Source organism: Dongia sp. (assembly GCF_041909655.1).
Lineage (GTDB): Bacteria > Pseudomonadota > Alphaproteobacteria > Dongiales > Dongiaceae > Dongia.
The window spans coordinates 20,440-42,715 of sequence record NZ_JAYRDA010000006.1; the positions used below are offsets into that span (position 1 = coordinate 20,440).

Consider the following 22,276-nt stretch of genomic DNA (forward strand, 5'->3'; position numbering starts at 1 on the left):
AATATTACCTTAGACCATCACGAGTGTGGTGATTTTTCGTCCGGTTCGACCCTATCGATGGACCGATAATCCTGAATACGGGTCGTCCTTAGGCCGCGAAGCCCATGCCGGTCGATCGATCTTTGCCAGGAAAGGAACTCCTCGACCGAGAGTGAGTAGCGTTTGCAGGCTTCCTCAAGAGTGATGAGGCCGGCGCGCACGCCAGCCACGACCTCGGCCTTGCGCCGGATCACCCAGCGGCGGGTGCCTGGGGGCGGAAGTTCATCGAGGCTTTTGGGAACGCCGCCCAAAATCCCGTTATCACCAGATCTAGCGTGCGACATGACCACCTGTGGCATCCCCTCGAGGATGTCGCTCGGTTGCGGGGCTGATTGCTCCGATTCATACGCCATCGCCATTTAACAAAGTCCTAAACCGATTGACGAAAGACACCGCCCGAACACACTTTGGCAGATAAAATAATGATAAAATACAACGGGTTGCCTTAGAGGATGGCGTCGGCAAGCAGATCCGCGGCCTCTTCCTCGGGATCCTCTTCGTCGGGCGGCGTTTCAACCGGGGCCGCCGGCTTGATGATCCGGGTGACATCCTCGAGCGGGATCCTGAGATCGCCGATATTAAGGAGAACCTGGCCATCGACGATCTCGGCGCCGTCGACGGTGCCGTAGGAGGTGATGTCGGCGGTATAGGATTTGCCGAGCGCGTCCTCATAGGTGACCGCCACCCGGTACTGGCCGTCCGGCAATTGGTTGCCGAAATAATCGGTCCCGTCCCACAGGGCTTTATGGGTGCCCAGGGATTTGTTGGCGTCCATCAGCATCACCAACTGGTTGTTGCTGTTGTAAATGTTGAGGACCGCCTTGCCGGCATTGGTTTCGAGCGTGTAGTCGAAGCGCACCTCGCCATCGCTCAGCATGATCTTGTCGCTGTCGACCGCCACTTCGGTGCCGAGGAAATTGGCCGCGGCATAGGCGTTGGTCGAGGATTGCAGCGAGATCAGCCGATCGAGGCGGGAATTCTGCTGGATCATCTGCTCGACCGAGGCGAAGGACACCAATTGCTCGGTGAACTGCGCCGTATCCATGGGCGAGAGCGGATCCTGGTTCTGAAGCTGTTTGGTCAGCAGCAGCAGGAAGTTGTCATAGGTCTCGGTGAGATCGCCCAGCGCGCTGCCGGTCTTGCCGTTGGCGCCGGCGGCATTTTCGGTGCGCAACTTGTCGAGCGTGTCGCTGATGCTGGGGACTTCCATCGCCCGTCACTCCTTATTCACCAGATCCGGGACCGGGTCCGCTAGATCTGTACGTCCACAAGGCCGTCGCCGGTGGCCACAATCGCCGACTGTGCCGCCAGTTCCGCCGCCAATTCGTCATCACTGCCGTCCGTCAGCATCTGGGCGAGATCGCCACCGCCGCTGCCGAACTCACGGGCAAAGGAATCGCCGTCGCCACCCTGCTGGAGGCTGAACGACAGGTCACCCTGGTCCATCTTCAAGCCAGCGTCTTGCAAGGCGCGTTCCAACGCCTTCACGTCCCGCTGCAGCAGATCGAGGGTGGCCGGGCGCTCGACCGAAACGGCGGCCCGGACGTTCTTTTCCTCATCAATTTCGAGCTTTACGTGGATGCGGCCGAGTTCGGAGGGGGAAAGCTGCAGGGTAATGCTGCCGCTGCCGTCCCGGGCGGCGCGCTGGATACCGAGGGCAACCTGCTCGCGGGCCGGCAAATTCTGCAGGTGTTGCCGCAGATTGGCGACAAAATCGGCCCGTTTGGCCGCATTGCCCTGGCCAAGATTGAGGTTCCAGCCCGGGATGCCCGAAATGGTGCCGCTTTCGCCCTCGAAGCCCAATGGCGAGAGCGGAAGCACGGTCGATATCGCCGCGCCGGCGCTGGCCGAGCCCCCAGTCTGGCTGTTGGTCGACGCGGCCGCGTTTTGGGCGGGCGCCTGAGCTGGCGTGCCGGTGGTCCCCGCGCTGGCGGTGGCAGCGCGCTGGCGAGGTGTTTGTGCGCTGCGCCGAAACGTGCCGGGGGAATCCTCCTGCCGATGCTCGTTCTGCCGTGCCATGGCGCCGGCCTTCGCCTCGGCTTCGCCGGTGGAACTCTCTTCGGCCAGGGACAAGGCCATCTCGGCCGCAGCGGCCGTCTTGATATCGTCTTCGGCCTGGTTCCCGATCGCCGGGGCGGCGGTCGCAGGCTCGCCTTCCACCGACGCGTTTTCGCCTTCGGCGGGCAAGCCAGGCTGGGCCGCGGCGATCTCTTCTTGTGCCGGCTCCGCGGCGGCGATGGGCTGCGTCGGCGCCACCGCTTCATCGGCATCGGCATTCAGTTCAGGCGCCGCGGGATCGTTCGCAACCGGCATGGCGCCGGCCACGGCAATCGGCGCGGTAACCTGCGGCGTTTCCGATGTCGGCTGCCAGATCTCGATCACGGCGGCCTGAGGCTGCTGGTCGAGGGATGGATCGGCGCTTTGCTCGCCGGTGCCGCCCTCCTGGCCTTCGGTGCCTTCGGCCTCGGTCTGCAGATCGAGATCTTCGCCGGTGTCCTCGCCGATTTCGACACCCTCGGCCGGCGGTGCCGCTTCAATGCTTTCGCCCTGATGGGCGCAATCCACTGCCGGCGCTTCCACCGCGCCAGGTTTCTTGTCGCCGAGGGGGCTGTTGCTCGCATTGCCCGTGCCCGGACTGCCGCTGGATTGATCGGCGGGGGCGGCGGCCTGTTCGTTGCCGCGGATGCCATGGGCGCGATCAAGCGCGCGCGGGCTGGCCAGGGGACGGGCCGTCAAGGGCTCGACCGCATCGGGGCGATGCTCGATCGGCAGAACGGTGGTGACCTTGTTCGCCGTCACGGGAGGCTGCGCCGTGCTGACGCGCTTGCTCATCACGCCGAAGAGAAGATCGGCAAAGCCGCCGGATTGGTTGGTGCCGGTCTCGGCGATGCCGTTAACCTTCGGCGCGAGACCGAAAAACTGACCGATGCGGCTGGTATCCATGCTTCCCATCGTTTTCTTCTTCAGGCCAGGAAATTAACCAGGGACAATTGGCTGGTGGTGCCGACCGCGGCAAAGACCGCCTGCAACTGGAGCTGAACGACGTCGAGCTTGGCGGCCACTTCCGCCTCGTCGATGCCCTCGATCTTGCTGCTGCCATCCTTCGACAGATTGATCGTGGTCTGATGCGACAAGGTCGTGGCGCCGATCACCGCGTCGTTCACCGTGTTGTCCGCGTGCAATGCCCGCAACCCTTCAAGCGATTCGCGTGCCAAGGACTGCGCTATCTTGACCTTCTCGTCGTAATGCTCGAGATCGTCGACCGCCGATTGGGCATAGCGCAGGGCGAGCTGCAGCTTCTGGATCGCGATTTCGTTGGCGGAGAAGGAACCGCGGATGGTGAGCTGATCGGCGATCGTCACCTTGCTCCGCTCCCAGGCATTGGCCGAGTCAAAGGCCTCCTGGTGCTCGTTGTAATCGGGCGCCACGGGATTGGTGACGGTATAGGGCTTGATCACCTCGAGCTCGGTCTCCAGCACCACGCCGATGGTCGTCGCCGTGAGCGAGAAAGTGCCGGAGCCGGTGGGGCCTGCCGTGGCGGTCACCGGCATGGGCGGCGTGGCGGCGTTGACCAATGCCGTGAGATGGATGGCGATCGCATCCATGTCCTGTTCGTCGCCGGTGGTGACATAGCGGATGGTCCGGCCGTTGACGGTCAGTTCGTAGGCATCGCCGCGGCGGCCGACCGGACCGGAAAGCTGAATTTGATCGATCTGGGCCAGCGGGCCGGCGGGAATGTTGGCGATTTTGGTGGTGGTGACGGGAGGTGCCGAGACCTGGCCGACATCGGTGGTGAGGGTGGCCGTATAGGTGAAGCCCGTGCCCGGCGTGTCGGAGGTCAGCGCCAGCTGTCCGTCCTTGATCGAGGCCGTGATGCCGATCGCGGCCGCGTTGATGAGGCCGGCGAATTTCTGCGAGATCGAGAGCTCGTCATCGACCGCCGTGGTCGTGACGGTGAAGGGGCCGGCGACCGGTGCGGTAAAGGAAATTTCATAGATGTCACCGGCATCGCCGAACGGCCCGTCAAAAGTGACCAGTTCTTCCTGCGCGACGGCGACGACCGTGCGCTGGGTGGTCTCGACGGCGGCGCTGTTCTGCACGGCGGCATGCGCGGTGAAAGCGGTCGCCGAGGAAAGCTGGATCTGGCCGTTGCCGGGGAGCGTCGCAATCACGTTGAAGGGAGGCTGATAGCTGGCAAGCTGGCTGGTCAGCTTCTGCGCAATTTCGTCGAGGGTTTTCTCGTCCCCCGTGGTGCGATAGGACAAGGTTACCGGCAAGGGATGGGTCGGCGGATCGGTCACGGTGATGCTGTAGACTTCGTTGATGATGCCGACCGGCCCGCTGAGCTGGATGCGGTCGACCTGCGTCGCCCCCAGCGGGATGTTCGGCTGCACCACTTCGAAAGTCGCCGGTGTGGGGTCAGTGCCGGTGATGACTGTGCTGAACCCCGTGCCGGCGACATCGGCCGTGATGGTGAGGCCGAAAGCATCGACATCGCTCACCGTCACCACGCCGGTCAGCGGCACATTGGCGCCGATCGCGGTGCTCAATTGCGCGGCCACTTCTTGTGCCGTCAGCGGCCCGGTCAGCGTAAACACCTCGGCATTGATCGTGAAGGTCTGTGACTGGCCCGTGCCCAGATAATCCGTGGTGATGCGGACTTGCTGCAGGGTCGTGCCGGGGGCCAATTGCTGCAATGTGGCGGAAGTGGCGGCGTTGGCGCTGCCGGAGGGATCCGGCAGACGCTTCAGATCGAGAACCGGGAGCTTGTCGTTGGCGGTGAGGCCGCCGAAGAGGAAACGGTCGTTGACCTGCTCGTTCAGCAGCGCCCGCAGCTGGCTGAGGGCGCCGTCGATCTGGCCGATAATGGGCGAGACCTTGCCGGCACGAGTCAGTTCGGAGGTAAAGGTGTTCGCGTCGCCGCCGGCAACGTTGGTGATGCTTGCGGTGACGGAGTAGGTCTCGCCGGCTTCCAGCGAGGTGATCGTGAGCTTCGTGCCGACGACATCCGCCTTGACCCTGGTTCCCAGCGCGGCGTTGACCTGGCTGGCAAGATTGCGGGCAATGTCCTCGACGCTGCCTTCGACCCCGGACGTCACATAGCTAAAGAGCTGGCCATCCACCACCAGTTTATAGACGTCACCAACATCACCAAGATCGCCGTCGAGGGTAACGGTGTTCATCTGTGCCTTCGGCGGTTCGGTCATCGAGTCGAGCAGGGCGGAGTTGAGGTCGCTGGCCAGCTTCTCCATGCCGGTGAAGACGCGGTCATAGGCCTTCACGTCGGTCTGGGTGAGTTTAATGGCATCGAGATAGCCTTCGCGCCGCTGGATCTCGGTACGCAGGCTGAGGAGCTGCGAGCTCTGGGTGCCGTAGGCGACCAGGCTCAACGACTTCTTGCCGGAACCCAATTGTTGCGTGAGATCGGCCAGCGAGGTCTGCAGATTCTTGAATCCGGCGACATTGCTGAGATAGGTCGCGTAGGAACTGTAGGCGTTAACGCTCATATCGGTTCTCCGCCATTACCTGACCGCAGCCTGCAGTGTATCGAACAGCTGCTGGATCACCGTGAGGAGCCGCGCCGAAGCGGCATATGCATTCTGCAGGACCTGGAGATTGGCAATCTCCTCGTCGAGATTGACGGCGACGTCGGCCTGATAGCGGGTTTCGGTCTGGGCGACGCTTTCCGCGTTGAACTTGCTTTGATCGGCGATGAATTTCGCATTGACGATCGAGGTGCCGACGATGCCCGTGAAGATGCCCTTGTAGGAGACGCCTGAAATGGCGATGCCGGCGGCGTTGAAGGTTCGGTCGGTTGAATTGAGCGCATTCACCACACCGTTGGCTGCGTTCTTTTTCAATTGCTGGGTGCCGTCCAGCAAAGCCTGGTTGACCTGGAAGGTGTAGCGGTCGGTGCCGGTGAAGAAGCCGCTGCGCAGTTCCGGCAATTCGCCATTGGCGCGGGTCAAGACCGTGAAAGGCGTGTCGGCGGCGCCGGCGACCAATTGCAGTGAGCCGACGCCATTGATCGCGGTAACCCCGAGCGTGGTGTCGGAATTGATGAGACTGGCGAGCGACGACGCGATCTGGTCGAGCGACGTATCGGTTTCCTTGGCGGTATAGCTGAAGATCTTGCCGTTGACCTCGACTTCGAAGATATCGCCGGGGCGCAGATCGCCATGGAAGCTGACGGTGGTATGCTGCGCCGAACTGGGCGAAGCCTCGATCGATGTCTGGAAGGAGGATTCGATACGCAGGGACTGGCCGGCGGCGTCATAGGCCGCGCTGAATGTGGTCGAAGAACCGATGGTCGTGGTCAGCGCCGAGACGACGGCATCCAATTGCGAGCGGATCTTGCGGATCACCTCGGTCGCGGGATCGGAACTGACCGGCTGGCCCTTGGCGGAATTGTCGAGCCGGAAGTCGAGGAGGGCGCGGAGTTTCCCTTCGCGGAGCAGCAGATCGACCGGCTGGGTCGGATCCTCGGTACGGACCAGATTGGTGCCGTTATAGGTGAAGCGCGAGGGCGGGCCATCGACCAGGCTGAGGCCGGCGGAGGTGAAGACGGCGATGGCGCCGTTTTCGCGTTCCACGGTCCGGATGTCGGCATATTGCGAAATCTGCCGCACCAGGTTGTCGCGCTGGTCGATCAGTTCGGTCTGCTCGGCGCCGCCGGCGCTTGAGGAGCGGAGGCGGAGATTGACGGCGAATAGTTCCTCGAGCAGGCCGTTGAAATCGTCGACCGATTGCTCGATGTCGGTCTTGACGTCGCTGTCGATTGCATCCACCGCGGCGGAAATGCGGCCGATTTCCTCCGCCAGCTGCTCACCGTAGCGGATCACCGCGGTCTGGGCGGCGTCGGAATCCGGCGAGGATTGCAGGGTCTGCCAGGCCGTCAGGAATTGTGTATAGAGCGTCGGCAAGGCAGCCTGGTCGGTGGTGGTGCCGAGGATGCTTTGCAGCTGCTCCATATATTTGTTCTGCGCGCTGGTCGTGCCGTCCTTGGCAATGAGGCTTTCCCATTGCTTGCGCAGGCTTTCGTTGACCGCCGAGGCGTAGCCCGAGACGCTGACGCCGCCCACCTGGTTTTCGCCGAGGAAGATGGATTCGCGGCTGATCGTCTTCTTGGTGTAGTTGGGATCGTTGACATGGGCAATGTTGGCCGACAGGACCTGGATATTGGCCTGGTTGACCCGAAGGCTGGATACGGCGGCGTTGAGGGCGCCTGTCAGTGACATGGCTTCTTATCCCAATCCCGGTTCTAGATCAGCGCTTGATATTGATGACTTCGGCCAGCATCTCGTCCGCCGTGGTGATGACGCGGGTATTGGCGGCATAGGAACGCTGGGTGACGATCATCTTCGAGAATTCCTCGGCGATATCGACGTTCGATCCCTCGACCGCGCTGCCGCGCAAGGTACCGGCACCATTCTCGCCGGCACCTGCGACGCGCGCCGAGCCGCTGTCGAAGGTTTCGCTGAAGGCCTGGCCGGCTTCGCGCTTCAGGCTGTTGGGATCGTAGAACTGCGCCAGCGGGATCTTGAAGAAGACGCGGCTGCGGCCGTTGTCGTAATTGAGTTCGACATCGCCGTTGTCACGGATGGTGAGATCCTTGAACAGACCCTGCTCCACACCGTCCTGGGTAAAGCGGCGCACATCGATGGTCTGGCCGCCGAACTGCGTGACACCCTCGGTGGTCTGGAAGGCGCCAAGATTGAGCTCGATGGTCTGTGGGCCGACGCCGTAATCGACCTGGAAGGTGATGATGGCGTCGTCGCCGAGGCTCTGCGCGGTCGGCGTCGTGGCGTTGCCGTTGATGTTGTAGGCATTGCTGAGGCCGACCAGCTGGCCGGCCGCCGTGCCGGTGCCGAACTGGACGTCGATGAAGGCATCGGTCGAGCCGTTGGTGGCGCTGACATTGGCGCTGAACGGCGTGCCGGCATCGATCGCGGTCAACTGGATGGTGCCGCCCAAAGCCGTCGCGGTCACGCCCAGCGCCGAATTCGTGTTGATCAGCGCGGCGATGCCCTGGGCCACGTCATTGAGGCTGGTCTCGGTGCCGTTGGCAACGTAGTTGATCGACAGCGAGCCGACATTGACCGTCCAGGTATCGCCGATTTCGCTGGGACCCACGGTACCGGTGAGCGTAACGGTGTCCACCTGCGCGGTCGGCAGGCCGTTCGCCGTCGTATTCACGCTGGAGGCGCCGAGCGAGGTGCTGCTGGCCAGCGCACCCGAGGTGATCGCGCCATCGGTGATGGCGAGGGCGAAGGTGCCGAGCGGGGTATCGGAGTTGATGGCAAGGCTGTCGCCGTCGAAGATCGACGCGGTCACGAGCGGACCGACGGTGACGTCGGAATTGATGGCCGTGATGAGGGCATCGCGGGCCTGGGCCACGGTATAGCCGCCAACCGGCGCGGTGATGGTGACCGGGTTGCCGTTGACGGTGATGGTGATGTCATCGCCCGCCGCCATCGCACCGGGGAGATCGATGTAGCTGGTCTGGCCTGAGCCGGTGCCGCCGACGGTGGCGCTGAACGGCGTGCCGGCATCGTCCGCGGTGACGTCGAAAGTCGTCGCCGTCAGGTTGCCGGCGGTGATCTGCGCGGCCAATCCCGGATTACCGTTGATGGCGGAAACCAGTGCAGCGCCGGTCTGGGCCTGGGTATAGCCACCGACAGGGGCGGTGACCGTGACCGAGTTCGAGCCGATGGTGAAGGTAAGCGTCTGCCCGAAGCCGAGGCCGTCGGCCGGCAGCGTGAAGGTGTCAACCTGCGCCACCGCCGGTACGTTCGCGGTGGTGGGCGCCAGCGCCATGGTCTGGTCGTTCACACCGACGATGGTGCCGGAGACGGGATCCAGGGTGCTGTCGGAGGCGACGATGTCGAGCTGCCACAGATTGTCGGCGCGCTTGACCCATTCCAGCGAAACGGTGTGCGCATTGCCGAGCGCGTCATAGACGCGGATATTGGTGGGCGCCAAAGGCGGTGTCGGATTGACGACCGAAGAGGCCGGCAGGTTGCCGACGAATTCGATTTCGGACGTGGGCGTCGGCTCGTCGATCGTCTGTACGATCTGAATGGGGGCGAGGGTCGCCGTATCCGGCACGCCGGTGGTCTGATCGACCGCCCAACCATTCAGGAAATAGCCGCCGTTATTGACGAGGTAGCCGTCGCGGTTGACTTCGAAATCGCCGGCACGGGTATAGTATTGGAGATCGTCGAACAGCGTCTGGTTGGCGTTCTGGACCGTCGGCCGGCTGACCACGAAGAAGCCCTGGCCGCTGATCGCCATGTTGGAGACGCTTTGGGTCTGGTTGACGTTGCCCTGCAGCGCATTGGCGTAAGAGGGCGAGGCGATGACGCCGCCCGGCTGGTGCAGGTTGTTGTTCGAGACCGTGATCAGCGTCTCGAAACGCGTATCGATCTTCTTGTAACCCGTGGTCTGGGAATTGGCGATGTTGTCGGAGATGTGCCCGAGCGACCGTGATTGCGCGTTGACACCGCTAACGGCCGTAAACATGGCCCCAAGAATGCTCATCAGAAACCTCACCCGGTTGAACGAAGGGATCCCTTCTCGCCGGAGTTAATGCAAATGGCGGGCCACAAAAATAATTTAACTAAAACAATGAATTATCTGGAGGTGGCAGGCTGCGATAGGCAAACTCGGTGTGTCGCCACAGGCCGGTTAGGGACCTGGATGGAGGGCTGAGCGAGGCACATTCTGCCCAGTTGAGCCGATGTCGCAGAGGCGTTGCTTGACCGCGCGGGGGGCAGCGCGGTCTAAGTCAAGGCGGCCGTCACGGCCGGGCAGCGGCGGAGGTGTCATGACATTGAGCGGGAAGCGAATTCTGGTCACGGGTGGCGCCGGATTCATCGGTTCGGCCCTGTGCCGGCGCCTGGCGGCGCTGGAAAACTGCCAGGTCCTCAATGTCGACAAGCTGACCTATGCCGCCAATCTGGACTCCCTGAAAACGGTGAGCCATCTGCCGCGATACCAGCTCTCGGTCACGGATATTTGCGATACCCCGGCTCTCAAAGCCGCTTTTGCCACGTTCCGGCCGGATCTCGTCTTTCACCTGGCCGCGGAATCCCATGTCGACCGGTCGATCGAGGGGCCGGAGGCCTTTCTGGAAACCAATGTGATGGGGACGCAGCGCCTGCTCTCGGCAGCCCTTGCCTATTGGCAGCCGCTCGACGAACCGGCCCGCGCCGCCTTCCGCTTTGTCCATATCTCGACCGACGAGGTTTATGGGACGCTGGGCGAGACGGGCTACTTCACCGAGGAGAGCGCCTACCACCCCAATTCACCCTATGCGGCCAGCAAGGCGGCATCGGACCATTTCGCGCTGGCCTGGCATGCGACCTATGGCCTGCCGGTGATTGTCAGCAATTGCTCGAACAATTACGGGCCCTATCAGTTTCCGGAAAAGCTCATCCCCCATTGCATCATCCGCGCGCTGGCCGGTGAGACGCTGCCGGTCTATGGCCGCGGCGAGAATGTGCGCGACTGGCTGCATGTGGAGGACCATGTGGCGGCCCTCATCGCCGTGGCCGGGAAGGGCCGGGTCGGCCAGAAATACAATATCGGTGGGCATCAGGAGCGCCGCAATATCGAGGTCGTAGAAGCCATCTGCGCGGCACTTGATGTGGCGCGGCCGCTGGCCCGGGGGACCTATCGCGACCGCATCGCCTTCGTGGCCGACCGGCCCGGGCATGACTTCCGCTATGCGATCGACCCCCGGAAAGCGGAAGCGGAACTGGGCTGGCGCCAATCGATCGAGTTCGATGCCGGTATCCGGGCGACCGTCAAATGGTATCTCGAGAACGAGGCGTGGTGGCGCCCCATCCTTGAGGGCGGTTACCGGGTGCAGCGGATCGGTCAGTCGGTTCGTCACTAGCGGGCCCGGAATGAATTGGCCCCGGAATGAATTGGGCTGGCACACAAATTGCTCTATAGTGTTTGTGAATCAGCGGCTTCCGGTTGGACGCTCACGGCGCGACTGAGCCGGAGCGAGCCTGGAGGCGGGTCGGGGGAGCGATGTCGGTAGGAGAATCTGGCGCCTTGGTCGTGGACCCGACCGCGCATGTCAGCCCGGATGCCCGCATTCTGCCTTCCAGCCGCGGCAGCCGCATCGTTATCGGGCCGCGAACGCAGATCTATGAATTCGTGGTCATCAAGGCGGTGGGCGGCAGCGGCGACATCATCATCGGCGAGGAATGCTATATCAACCCGCACAGCACGCTCTATTCGGGTAACGGAATCCGTTTCGGCCGCCTGGTCCTGATCGGGCCGGGCTGCATGATCGTGCCGACCAACCATGCCATCGCCCGCCTGGACATGCCGATCCGACAGCAGGGCTTCATGCCGTCGCGGGGCGGGGTCGTGATCGAGGACGATGTCTGGGTCGGCGCCAACGTCACCATCCTCGACGGCAGCTATATCGAAGCCGGCGCCGTGATCGCCGCCGGCAGCGTCGTGGCGGGAAGGGTCGGCGGGCGCGCGGTCTGGGGCGGCAATCCCTGCCGCTTCATCCGGGCCAGGGACAACCAGCAGGAAGGCAATTGAGCGCAAGATGAAGTTCAACATCTCTTACTTCGGGCCGGAACCGCTGTTCCATCTGCGCCGCGATTTCCTGCTGGCCTTGAAATACGGGCTGGAGAGTCTCGGCCACGACGTCGTGCTGTCGGGACTGTCGCTGGAAAGCAACCGCTTCAACCTGATCGTCGGCGCCTACTTCCTGCCCAGCGCGGAGCTCAAGAAGGTCGCGGCCCTCACCATCCCGCATGCGCATGTCAATACCGAGGTGATCGCCCAGGACATGCTGAACTTCAATCCGCAGAAGACCGACTTCCTCGGCGCCTATCTGCCGGCGATGCAGGCGGGCAGGTTTGTCTGGGATGTGATCATGGACAACATGGCCGAGCATCAGCGCTACGGCAACAATGCGCATTTCCTGCGCTGGGGCTGGCATCCGAAGCTGGAAGACATCGAGCACCGCCAGGAAAAGGATCTCGACTTCTATTTCTTCGGCCTGATGAGCGGGCGGCGGCGCGAGATTCTGCAGACGCTGCAGGCCCGCGGGCTGAAGGGCGTCTCGGACGGATCGTGTCCCTATTTCCTGCGCAACGACCGCATCGCCCGGGCGAAGGTGCAGCTCAACATCATCCAGGAAGACAAGTACACCCACGTCAATTCCTTCCGCATCTGCTATCTGGCCAACAATCGCTGTGCCATCCTGTCGGAGCATGAGAGCGACCCGGCGAATTATCTGGCGCTGGCGCAGCTTGCCGATCGCGCGCATTTGGGCGAGGCGATGGCGGATCTCATTGCCGGCGACAAGTGGCGCGCGCTGGGCGAGCGTGCCTATGCCGATTTCCGCGCCGTCGCGATGCGCGATTGCCTTGCCGAATTGCTCGACCGGTCGCTGTCGGGCGCCATGGTTTAATGATCGGGAGACCGGGGGAAGCATGAGCCTGCATGACATGGAAGCCGTCATCCTGTGCGGCGGTCAGGGAACCCGCCTCAGGGAAGAGACGGAATTCAAACCGAAGCCGATGGTCGAGATCGGCGGCCGCCCGATCCTGTGGCACATCATGAAGCGCTACGCCAAATTCGGCGTGCGCCGCTTCGTCCTCTGCCTCGGTTACAAGGGCGACATCATCCGCGATTATTTCCTGCAATACCGCTATCGCAATGCCGATGTGGTGGTCAGCCTGAAATGGAACGATGTGCAGGTCCTGGGCGAGGCGGAGAACGAGGATTGGGAGATCGTCCTCACCGATACCGGCGCCGAGACCATGACCGGCGGTCGGATCAAGCAGGCGCTGCGCCATGTCAAAGGCCAGCGCTTCTTTGCGACCTATGGCGACGGCGTTGCCGATGTGGATATCGCCGCGCTGGTGCAGGCGCATCAGGCAGCCGGCCGCCAGGCGACGGTGACGGCGGTGCATCCGTCCTCGCGCTATGGCGAGATCGATATCGGCCACGACGCGGTCCAGTCCTTCTTCGAGAAGCCGCAGACCGCCGGCGGATGGATCAATGGCGGCTTCTTCGTGTTCGAGAAAGCGGCCTTTGACAATGTCGGCAACGATCCGGCATTGGTGCTGGAAGCCGACGTGCTGCCGCAATTGGCGGCACGGCAGCAATTGACCGCCTATCAGCATAGCGGCTTCTGGCAATGCATGGACACCTATCGCGAGATGCTGCTGCTCAACGGCATCTATGCGAAGGGTGATGCGCCCTGGCTGTGATGTGGCAATGCTGAACCCGCTGCCCGATTCCGATTTCTGGCGTGGCCGACGTGTCCTGGTCACCGGGTATACCGGCTTTGTCGGCGGCTGGGGATGTTATTGGTTGCACCGGCTCGGCGCCGTGGTCAGCGGATATGCCCTGCGACCGGCGAGCGAGCCCAGCTTTCATGACGTGATGCAGCTTTCCGGCCTGATCGCCGGCACCCTGGGCGATGTCCGTGACCTGGCCCAGTTGCGCGCGGCGGTCGCGGCGGCGCGACCAGAAATCGTGTTCCACCTGGCGGCGCAGCCGATCGTGCGGCAGGCCTATCGCGATCCGGTCGAGACATTCTCGACCAATGTCATGGGCAGCGTGAATCTGCTGGAGGCCCTGCGCGGCATCCCGGATCTTGGCGCGATCGTGGTCTTCACGACCGACAAGGTCTACCGCAATCTTGACCGCCCCTGGCCCTACCGGGAAAGCGATCCCCTGGGCGGCGACGAGCCTTACAGTGCCAGCAAGAGTGCCACCGAACTGGTCTGCGAGGCCTATCGCAATTCCTATTTCGCGCGCGCGGCCAAGCCGGTGCCGCTGCTGACCATCCGGGCCGGCAACATCATCGGCGGCGGCGATTGGTCGGCGGACCGGTTGTTGCCGGATGCCGTCCGCGCCTTTGCCAAGGGCGCGCCGCTGGTGCTGCGCAATCCGAATTCGGTGCGTCCGTGGCAGCATGTGCTGGAGCCGGTGCGCGGTATGCTGGCGCTGGCCGAAGCGGCGGTGGCCGGCAAGGTCGACGATCACGAAGGCTGGAACATGGGACCCGCCGGCGACGATGCCACCACCGTGGGCGAGTTGGCCGACATCGCCGCCGGTATCTGGGGAAAAGGCGCCACCTGGCGCGTGGAAGGCGATGGGTCGATTCCCGAAGCCAATCTGCTGACCCTCGACAGCCACCGCATCGCCGAGGCGGCCGGCTGGCGCACGGCCTGGTCGGCGCCGCGGGCGGTGGAAAATTCGATCGCCTGGTATCGCGATCAACTGCATGACGCCGACATGCGGCAGGCGACCGCGGCGCAGATCGACTCATATTGCGACGATGTCCGAGGCAGCAACCGATGAAGATCACCCATCTCGACCTGCCGGGTGCGGCCGTCATCGAGCTCAACCCCTTCAAGGATGTGCGCGGCTATTTCATGCGCAGCTATGACCGCGCCGCTTTTGCGGAAGCCGGCCTGCCGACCGAATGGATGCAGGCCAATGAATCGTATTCGGTGCAGAGGGGCACGCTGCGCGGCATGCATTTTCAGCGCCCGCCGCATACCGAGGCAAAACTGGTGCGCGCCATCGTCGGCGTCGTGATGGACGTCTTCGTCGATCTGCGCCGGCATTCGCCGACCTTTGGGCAGTGGCGCGCGGTGGAACTCGATGCCGGCAAGAAGAACATGGTACTGGTGCCGCGCGGCTGCGCGCATTCCTTCTGCACGATGACCGAAGACAGTCTGGTCGGCTATCTGGTCGACAATGCCTATCATGGCGCGGCCGAAGGCGGTGTGCGCTGGAACGATCCGCAACTCGACATTCCCTGGCCGCTAGCCGGACCACCGGTCATTTCGGACAAGGATGCGTCCTGGCCGCTGCTGCGCGACATCGAGCCGCTCGATCTCGAGGTGGCGGGATGAGAGCCGCAATCCTCGGTGCTGGCGGATTGGTCGGCAGTGCCGTGATGGCCGAACTCCGCTCGCGCGGGCATCTTGGCATCGGCATCGGCCGTGGCCGGGTGGAGTGCCAGGTGGATCTTGCCGATTCCGGCGCGATCCAGCCGGCCTTGTTCGAGGGCTGTCAGGCGATGGTGCATTGCGCGGGGGTGACGGATGAGGAGGTGACCGCCGATCTGGGCGCCGCATCGCGCCGCGCCATGGACGGGACCCAGCGCCTGATCGAGGCCGCGCGCAATGCCGGCATCAAGCGTTTTGTCTATATCTCGAGCGCCCATGTCTATGGGCCGCTGAACGGCGAGATCGATGAAGCGCACCCAGCCGATCCGCGCAGCAACTATGCCCTGCTGCATTTCGCGGCCGAGCAGGTCATGCGGCGCATGTTGCGGGAAGAGGCGGAGGCCGGATTGATCCTGCGCCCCTGCGCGGTCTTCGGCCCGCTGCCGGATGCCGCGCACTTTCGCCGCTGGTCGCTGGTGCCGTTTTCCTTTCCGCGCGACGCCGCCACGACAGGTGAGATACGCTTGGCGAGCAGTGGCTCGCAGCGCCGGAATTTCGTTTCCAGCGTCGCGATCGGCGAGGCGGTGGTCGATTGGCTGGAGCGTGGGCCGGCCGGCCTTTCCGTCATCAATGCGATCGGTGTCGACGACCTCAGCGTGTTCGAATTGGCGCAACTCAGCGCAGATATCTGCACCCGGCTGACCGGGCGGGCGTGCCGGGTCACGCGGCCGGAAGCGGCCGCCGCCGACGCGCCGCCGCTGCGGTACCGCTCCCGGACGGAACGGCCGCGCACCGGCCTGACGTTGACCGATCATCTGGAATCCATCATCAAGGCTTATGGCGATATGGGAGCCCATCAATGAGTAAGATCCCCCCGGCGCAGAAGGATTATCCGCCGCTGCCGCTCGACAAGGAAATTGCACAGCGATATGTGCAGTTCCTGGTGCAATCGCAGCGCGACGACGATCCCGAGGCGCGCCGTGCCTTCTGCGAGGCGCAGGGTTTCCATCAGAAGCTGCTGCACAACAACCCGCATATCGCGGCTATCGAAAAGCTGTTCCAGGACCAGTCGAGCATGGAACGCCTCGGCGACATGACGCTGCGCGATTACATGATGTATCACTATTATTACATACATCAGGGCTATCGCTATGGCGCGCCGCGCCATCAGCAGCGCTGGTTGGGCCACGACATCATCAAGACGCCGCAGGATTGCTGGGTCTATCAGGAAATCATCCATGAAACCAAGCCGGACGTGGTGATCGAGCTTGGCATCATGTTCGGCGGGGCCACGCATTTCTTCGCCAGCATCCTCGATCTGGTCGGTCATGGCGAAGTGCTGGGGATCGACATTTCCCTGGCCAAGGCAAAGCCGCCGGAGAACAAGCGGATCACCTATATCGAGGGATCGAGCACGTCGGAAGGCGTCCTGGAGCAGGTGCGGCGCAAGGCGGCGGGCAAACGGGTCCTGGTCATTGCCGATTCCGATCACGAGAAGAACCATGTGCTGGGCGAGATCCGCGCCTATGCGCCCTTCGTCCATGTCGGCGGCTATTTCATCGTCGAGGATTCGCTTAACGATGTGATGGGCTATCATCCGGTGCCGAATGAAGGGCCGAAGGCCGCGGCCGAAGCCTTCCTGCGCGAGAGCGACGATTTCGTCTATGACCGGCGCTGGGGCGAGCGATACATCATGTCGCTCAACCCGAACGGCGTTCTTCTGAGGGTGAAGTGACATGAGACATGTAATCGTCGCCCCACCCACCATCGACATCCGCGCCCAAGTTGCCGAACTGGTCAAGAAGACCGGCAGCACTCTGCTGGCCGATCCCAGTCGTGGCGCCTGCGAGCGTTATGGCTACCAGACGCTTTATGAAATGCCGGTGGCGTTGCAGAAATCGACGCGGACCAAGCTCATCACCGATCATGTCGCATCCTTGCGCAGCCACAAAGCGGTCGTGGCCGATCACAGCGTCTTCATCTGGCTGGCGGATTGGATGCGCTGGCTCTGGGGCGAGACGCCGAGCGAGGAATGGGAAGCGGTACTGGCGCTCGCCGGGCAAGCAGTGCCGCTATATGACCGCATCGAACATGTGACGGCGGGACCGGCGGCCGGTTATGACGGCTATCATTGGCTGGACCAGCGCAACGGTGCGCAGATCGAGCGCCTGATCCGGCATCTCTATGTCGATTTCGGCTGTCTGGAGCGGGTGAGCGGCCTGGAGCGGGGGCGGTCATGACCGACCAATTATTGCAATTGCCGCTCAAGGTCGAGGTGAAGTTCCCCCTGGCCGATGGGCGCATGCTGGTGCAGGGGCCACTCACCTATAATACGGACGGCTTGGCGACCCGGCATAATTGCGACTTCATGCGCGACCCCGGCTTTGTCGAAGCCTATCGCTATGGGATGCTGGATGGCCGCCCCGATCTTCATATCGAGTGGCGCGTGCATATCGCGCTGTGGGTGGCGCAGCAGGCAGCACAGCTTGACGGCGATTTCGTCGAATGCGGGGTCAATACCGGCATCCTGTCCGGCGCCATTCTGATAGCGCTGGATTTCCATGCCAAATGGCCGCAGCGCAAATTTTTCCTGCTGGATACCTTTGCCGGTATTCCGGAGGAGCAGATCAGCGCGGCCGAACGCGCGGTCGGCGTGTCGGAGATGAACCGGAAATACCAGGACGGCGATCAGCTTTACGCCGCCATGCAGAAGAAATTCGCACGCTGGCCCAATGCCGTCATCGTGCGCGGCCGCGTGCCGGAAACGCTTTCGGCCATCACGTCGCAAAAAATCAGTTACGCCTCGATCGACATGAATGTGGTCGAGCCGGAAATCGCCGCCGGCGAATTCCTGTGGCCGCGCCTGGTGCCGGGCGGCCTTATCCTGCTGGACGATTACGGCTGGGCGCCGCATGTGAATCAGAAATACGCCTGGGATGTCTTCGCCAAGGGGAAGGGTGTGTCGATCCTGTCCCTGCCGACAGGCCAGGCCTTGATCATGAAGCCGCATTGATTGTTGGAGCCATGCGATGACTGAGATTGCTGCCGATAAAAAGGGTGAAGCCCATGCGGCATTGGATTTTTCCTGGCCATGCGATGCGGCTGCAATCGCCGATGCGATTCGCCGGACCGGCTGCGCCGTCGTTCGCGGCGCCATCCCACCTGCCAAACTGGTGGATATCCGGGATCGCACCGCAGCGACCTACGACAAGTATGATGCCCTCAAGGCCCGCAACGAACTTCCGCCGACCTTCGCGTGGACCTACAAGTTTGGCGTCCTTTCGTTGCTAGACGTGTTTGCCGATTACGATTCCGCGCTGAGGTTCATTGTGGAGCATGGGCAGAATGAGGCAATCAGAGCTATCGCCAAGGCATTCTTCGCGAGCGATCTAAAGGTCGAGGTGCCGCGCATTGTATTTCGTCGCCAGGTATCGACCAATCGCAATCGGGAAATTCCATACCACCAGGATTTCTATACGCAGACGGAAGGCGTTCAGGGCGTACTGAATTTTTGGACGCCATTTATAGATTGTGGTGTCACGGCGCCATCTGTCGAAGTTGTGACGCATGTCTTTGACCGCTTGTTGCCGACGCGGGAGCGGCCGCTATTGCCGCAGAATGAATCGTTCGACAAGATCCATATCACGCGAGAGCAGATTATCGATTTGTGTGGCGACGGAAAGTTCTGGCACCCCCGCCTCAATGTCGGCGATTTTCTGATTTTCTCGGATCATGTTGTACATCGAACTTACATGACCGAGGATATGACCCAGGAGCGGCAGAGTATCGAGTATCGTGTTATCGGTGATTGCTCCATCTTGCCTTCTTATCAGGGGCCGAAAGACCGATTTGTGCGCATCTAAATGCGGCTAGAAACTACCCAATCACAATCTTGAACGAGCGAGGCAATTGACGATGGACCAGAATTTCTACAACAATCTGTCACAGATCGTTGCTGCCGCAACGCGGAGTTCATTGGTCTGGACGCTGCGCGATGTCGAAGTCGCCAGCTACTTTCGCGCCACGCTGGATACCTCGGAATACGTCGAGAAGACGATGATCAGCGCCAAGATTTTCCGCGGTGACAAGGATCCGCGGAATCGCGGGCGGTTTGAGTTGCTTGAGTTTGGTCTTCAAAATATCGCCCTCGATGAAGGTGTGGTCCTGGAGTTTGGCGTTTTTAAGGGCGATACGCTGCTGTACATCGCGGATCGGATCGATACCTACGCCTACGGTTTCGACAGCTTCGAGGGACTGCCTGAAGACTGGTTTCTCGATCACAACAAGGCGGAATTCAATCTGAAGGGAGAAATTCCGGTCATCAAGAATCACCGCGACAATATCCGGCTTATCAAGGGGTGGTTCGACCAGACGCTGCCGGAGTTCGCCAACAAGCTGGATCGCCCGGTGAAGTTCTTGCATATCGACTGCGATCTCTATTCGTCGACCAAGACAATCTTCGATTGTCTGAACCCGCATATCGTCAAAGACACTGTCATCGTCTTTGACGAGTACTTCAACTATCCGAGCTGGCGCGAGCACGAGTTCAAGGCGTTTCAGGAATTCGTCGCCGAGAACGACGTGACTTACGAGTATATCGGATACGCGCCGCGACACTATTCGGTGGCGGTCAAGATTCTGGATCGGAAGTAGGCCGGAAGGATCCGGTTCCGCGGCGCTGCGTCAGTTGGCCGAGAGCGCCGCCGGGTGCAGCTTGGCGACCTTGCGGCCGTCCGGCGTGTTGGCGGCATGGACCGAGCGCGCCATCAATTCCTGCCAGCCCAGGGTCGAGTTCGATGCCTCGTGCTCGGCCAGCCATTCGGCGCGGTATTCCGAGCCGGTGGTTTCCTCGAAGATCGGCATGCCCTGGGTATAGTGAACCAGCTTGGCATCCTTGCGTGGCGGATCATAGCCAACCAGGTGATTCCATTCCCGCGGCAGATCGCCGACCAAGCCATCGGGGAGCCAGTCCATCGCGTGCGGATTGCGGCATTGCTCGGGATCCTGGACATAGGACGGCGTCAGCACCCGGTTCGCCGGGTGGCCGCAATTGAACATGATCATGCTGGCCCATTCGAACCGCTTGACGTTCTTCGACACCATGGCGCCATAACGATCGTCGACCAGGGCAAAGAGCTCGGCCAGATCCGCAAGGCAGAGATAGTCGATGTCAAGGAACATCGCCCAGCCCTGGTAATTGCACAGCCACGGCACGAGGAAACGGCTGTAGGTGAAGGGTGTGAGGCCGCTGCGCGTCATCGGCAGGGTCGGCAATACGATCGGCGTGACGGCGATCGGCTTCGAACAGCGGCGCAGAATGCTGAATTGCAGAACGTTGTAGGAAACGGCCTGACGGTGGTCGTAGCCGATGAAAATGCGCAAGGGTGCGCCCGATGATTGGTTCTGCATGCCGCTACCCGATGATTTCAGAAGAGGGCGTCGTAAATTGCCGATTGCATCTTGCTGGTTGCGCTCGACCCCAAGGCCGGCAGCGAATTGATGAAGTTGTAGGAGGTCGACATCATGCTGACCAGATTGGTGGTCACGATATTCTGCGACATGCCGAACGGATCGGCATTGGGATCCGTCACCTTCTCGACGGTGTCGTAATCCTGGCGATAGGTGCCCATGCTCAATTGCAGGGCGTAGGAAAAGTCCTGATTCTTGGCCGAATAGGAATCATCCATGCGGGTGACACGGATGACATAATCGCCGGTGTCGAGGTTGAGGGCGCCGATCGCGGCATCGTCAAAGGCCTTCTTGGCATCGGACCCGGCCTCGGCGCCGTTATCGGCGATAACCAGGGTGCTGCCCCTCTTGAAGATCTGGATGCGGACGTCGTCATCGCCACTGGCGTTCAGCGTGCCGATCTTGGCATCGCCCGACATGGTCACGCGGAATTTGTAGGTATCGACCGAATCGCCCTGGGCAAGCGCGCTGAAGACGTTGAGGCGGGTTTCGCTTTTGCGCAACAGGCCGACGTCGCGCGCCGTCATGTTGTTGTCGATCTGGACGTCGACGGTATCCTTCTGGAATTCGGCGACTTCGCCGATCCTGGCCTGCTCGGCCTTGATCCGCTGCATTTCGGCGAGCTGCTTTTCCAGCCGCTCGAGCTCCTCCTGAGCATTGCGCGCCGTATTGTTCTGGCGGGTCGTGCTGCTCGTGGTGGTGAAGAGCGTGCTTGACGACGTGTCCTGGAAGCTGCTGATGGTTGTCGACATCTTTTCTTCTCTCCAGTTCGGACGCGCCAAATCCGCCTTCTGCCAATCTGCGCTGTGTGCTGTAGCCGTCCCGCCTTAGGCCGAGACGTTTAGAATAGGCCGCGCGTTCGGTGCCGTCGCGCTGTCGGTCATGATGGCGTTCGACTGTACCGGCTTTACCGTCGTGGAATTCATCGGTGCTTCCGGCGTCATCGACAAACCCTCGGCGATGGCGCGATTGATCGAAATGATGGGATCGATCTTGCTGCCGTCGAGGTCACCCAGACGCTGCATGATATGCCGATCCATCATCACCGACAAAGCGAGCACATTGTCGCGGATGTCCTTTGGGAGTTCGCAGGCGGGATCGATGAGCGAGGCTTGGAAGATCGACCAGAGGCGCTGGTTGAGGCGCAGCGCCTCGCGCAGCGATTCGCCCTTGTCGTCCGCCTTGGCCGCCTGCAACAGCCGCCGCGAAGCTTCGGCCAGCGCCCAAGCCTCGGTGCTGCGCGGATCCATGTCGCGCGGCTGATTCGCGTAACCGATAGCTGCCTGTTTCATCATTCCTCCGCCAGCGATTGCCCAGACATTGCTTGAGCGTACCGCGTGTTCCTGAAAAATCTGATAACTCAATCAGCTAAATCAGGCCGGCGACGTGTTTCGCATCTTCCCCGGAGGATGGCGCGGCTGTTCAGAACAGCTTGGCGACGCCCTTCAGGGCTCGATAATAATCTTGCGAATGCACGTACTGTGCCACCTTGTTCAGCTGCTCCGCGTCGCCCGGTCGCCGGTTGATGGTTTCTGCCAGAATGATCTGGAATTTCACCATGTTATCCGCGGCACTTTCCGGAAACAGATAGATCAACTGAATCGCCAGATAGAGCTGTTTCTCAATCGTATCGGCGCTTTCTTCCTTCATTACCTCACGGCCGCGCAGAAAATTGGCCTTGTTGTAGAGGAAGAAACTGCCCGGTTCGTCGCCCCGGCCGATAACGGCCCCGTTGACGATCACCTTCTCACCCGGTCGCAGCGTGAATTTAAGCGGCACGTTAACTCTCCTGACGTATTCGGAAAAGCTCGTCCGCCTTA

The 22,276-nt window shown here is 61.9% G+C and carries 22 protein-coding genes; 12 read left to right on the forward strand and 10 right to left on the reverse strand.

Annotation, left to right across the window (positions count from 1 at the left end; translation table 11 throughout):
* Positions 1–17: 17 nt before the first annotated feature.
* The 6 genes from ACE3PR_RS13275 to ACE3PR_RS13300 all read right to left on the reverse strand — a co-directional run bounded on the left by ACE3PR_RS13275 (position 18) and on the right by ACE3PR_RS13300 (position 9,579).
* Complete coding sequence (locus ACE3PR_RS13275) at positions 18–323, reverse strand: DUF1153 domain-containing protein (protein WP_374373457.1); 306 nt, start codon at positions 321–323, stop codon at positions 18–20.
* 161 nt (positions 324–484) lie between these two features.
* Entirely contained in the window at positions 485–1,249 is a 765-nt protein-coding gene (locus tag ACE3PR_RS13280) for a flagellar hook assembly protein FlgD (protein WP_374372693.1), read from the reverse strand.
* Between the two features lie 41 nt (positions 1,250–1,290).
* Positions 1,291–2,991, reverse strand: coding sequence for a flagellar hook-length control protein FliK (locus ACE3PR_RS13285; protein ID WP_374372695.1), 1,701 nt, complete (start codon positions 2,989–2,991; stop codon positions 1,291–1,293).
* An 11-nt stretch (positions 2,992–3,002) separates the two neighbouring features.
* Entirely contained in the window at positions 3,003–5,546 is a 2,544-nt protein-coding gene (locus ACE3PR_RS13290; protein WP_374372698.1) for a hypothetical protein, read from the reverse strand.
* A gap of 15 nt (positions 5,547–5,561) precedes the next feature.
* On the reverse strand, positions 5,562–7,277 hold the full coding sequence (locus ACE3PR_RS13295; RefSeq protein ID WP_374372700.1) for a flagellar hook-associated protein FlgK: 1,716 nt from the start codon (positions 7,275–7,277) through the stop codon (positions 5,562–5,564).
* A gap of 28 nt (positions 7,278–7,305) precedes the next feature.
* Positions 7,306–9,579 carry a flagellar hook-basal body complex protein gene (locus ACE3PR_RS13300; RefSeq protein ID WP_374372702.1) on the reverse strand — a complete coding sequence of 758 codons (2,274 nt, stop codon included), beginning with the start codon at positions 9,577–9,579 and terminating at the stop codon, positions 7,306–7,308.
* A gap of 292 nt (positions 9,580–9,871) precedes the next feature.
* Here ACE3PR_RS13300 and rfbB point away from each other — a divergent pair, with 292 nt between their 5' ends.
* The 12 genes from rfbB to ACE3PR_RS13360 all read left to right on the forward strand — a co-directional run bounded on the left by rfbB (position 9,872) and on the right by ACE3PR_RS13360 (position 19,640).
* The gene (rfbB, locus tag ACE3PR_RS13305) at positions 9,872–10,939 is read left to right on the forward strand and encodes a dTDP-glucose 4,6-dehydratase (RefSeq protein WP_374372704.1); all 1,068 of its coding nucleotides are present in this window, start codon (positions 9,872–9,874) and stop codon (positions 10,937–10,939) included.
* Positions 10,940–11,109: 170 nt separating this feature from the next.
* Positions 11,110–11,607 (forward strand): acyltransferase, encoded by a 498-nt coding sequence (locus ACE3PR_RS13310; protein ID WP_374373458.1) that lies wholly within the window; start codon positions 11,110–11,112, stop codon positions 11,605–11,607.
* A 7-nt stretch (positions 11,608–11,614) separates the two neighbouring features.
* Positions 11,615–12,487: a hypothetical protein gene (locus ACE3PR_RS13315; protein ID WP_374372706.1), complete on the forward strand. Its 873-nt coding sequence runs from the start codon at positions 11,615–11,617 to the stop codon at positions 12,485–12,487.
* A 22-nt stretch (positions 12,488–12,509) separates the two neighbouring features.
* Positions 12,510–13,292 carry a glucose-1-phosphate cytidylyltransferase gene (gene rfbF, locus ACE3PR_RS13320; RefSeq protein ID WP_374372709.1) on the forward strand — a complete coding sequence of 261 codons (783 nt, stop codon included), beginning with the start codon at positions 12,510–12,512 and terminating at the stop codon, positions 13,290–13,292.
* A gap of 7 nt (positions 13,293–13,299) precedes the next feature.
* Positions 13,300–14,391 (forward strand): CDP-glucose 4,6-dehydratase, encoded by a 1,092-nt coding sequence (gene rfbG, locus ACE3PR_RS13325; RefSeq protein ID WP_374372712.1) that lies wholly within the window; start codon positions 13,300–13,302, stop codon positions 14,389–14,391.
* Entirely contained in the window at positions 14,388–14,951 is a 564-nt protein-coding gene (rfbC, locus tag ACE3PR_RS13330; protein ID WP_374372714.1) for a dTDP-4-dehydrorhamnose 3,5-epimerase, read from the forward strand. Before rfbG ends, rfbC begins: the two co-directional genes overlap by 4 nt.
* Entirely contained in the window at positions 14,948–15,850 is a 903-nt protein-coding gene (locus ACE3PR_RS13335) for an NAD-dependent epimerase/dehydratase family protein (protein WP_374372717.1), read from the forward strand. Before rfbC ends, ACE3PR_RS13335 begins: the two co-directional genes overlap by 4 nt.
* Positions 15,847–16,722 carry a CmcI family methyltransferase gene (locus ACE3PR_RS13340; protein WP_374372719.1) on the forward strand — a complete coding sequence of 292 codons (876 nt, stop codon included), beginning with the start codon at positions 15,847–15,849 and terminating at the stop codon, positions 16,720–16,722. The genes ACE3PR_RS13335 and ACE3PR_RS13340 overlap by 4 nt, the downstream gene beginning before the upstream one ends.
* Before the next feature lies 1 nt (position 16,723).
* A complete protein-coding gene (locus tag ACE3PR_RS13345; protein ID WP_374372721.1) occupies positions 16,724–17,227 on the forward strand; it encodes a hypothetical protein in 504 nt (167 codons plus the stop codon).
* Positions 17,224–18,000 carry a TylF/MycF/NovP-related O-methyltransferase gene (locus ACE3PR_RS13350; protein WP_374372724.1) on the forward strand — a complete coding sequence of 259 codons (777 nt, stop codon included), beginning with the start codon at positions 17,224–17,226 and terminating at the stop codon, positions 17,998–18,000. Before ACE3PR_RS13345 ends, ACE3PR_RS13350 begins: the two co-directional genes overlap by 4 nt.
* 16 nt (positions 18,001–18,016) lie before the next feature.
* A complete protein-coding gene (locus tag ACE3PR_RS13355; RefSeq protein WP_374372726.1) occupies positions 18,017–18,850 on the forward strand; it encodes a hypothetical protein in 834 nt (277 codons plus the stop codon).
* A 52-nt stretch (positions 18,851–18,902) separates the two neighbouring features.
* Positions 18,903–19,640, forward strand: coding sequence for a class I SAM-dependent methyltransferase (locus ACE3PR_RS13360; protein WP_374372728.1), 738 nt, complete (start codon positions 18,903–18,905; stop codon positions 19,638–19,640).
* A 30-nt stretch (positions 19,641–19,670) separates the two neighbouring features.
* Here the strand turns inward: ACE3PR_RS13360 and ACE3PR_RS13365 are convergent, their stop codons facing one another.
* The 4 genes from ACE3PR_RS13365 to ACE3PR_RS13380 form a co-directional block, all read right to left on the reverse strand.
* Positions 19,671–20,396, reverse strand: a complete 726-nt coding sequence (locus ACE3PR_RS13365; RefSeq protein ID WP_374372731.1) for a hypothetical protein — start codon at positions 20,394–20,396, stop codon at positions 19,671–19,673.
* A gap of 17 nt (positions 20,397–20,413) precedes the next feature.
* Positions 20,414–21,208 carry a hypothetical protein gene (locus ACE3PR_RS13370; RefSeq protein ID WP_374372733.1) on the reverse strand — a complete coding sequence of 265 codons (795 nt, stop codon included), beginning with the start codon at positions 21,206–21,208 and terminating at the stop codon, positions 20,414–20,416.
* A gap of 75 nt (positions 21,209–21,283) precedes the next feature.
* Positions 21,284–21,751, reverse strand: a complete 468-nt coding sequence (locus ACE3PR_RS13375) for a flagellar biosynthesis regulator FlaF (RefSeq protein ID WP_374372736.1) — start codon at positions 21,749–21,751, stop codon at positions 21,284–21,286.
* Positions 21,752–21,878: 127 nt separating this feature from the next.
* A complete protein-coding gene (locus tag ACE3PR_RS13380; RefSeq protein WP_374372738.1) occupies positions 21,879–22,235 on the reverse strand; it encodes a flagellar biosynthesis repressor FlbT in 357 nt (118 codons plus the stop codon).
* Positions 22,236–22,276: the final 41 nt, after the last annotated feature.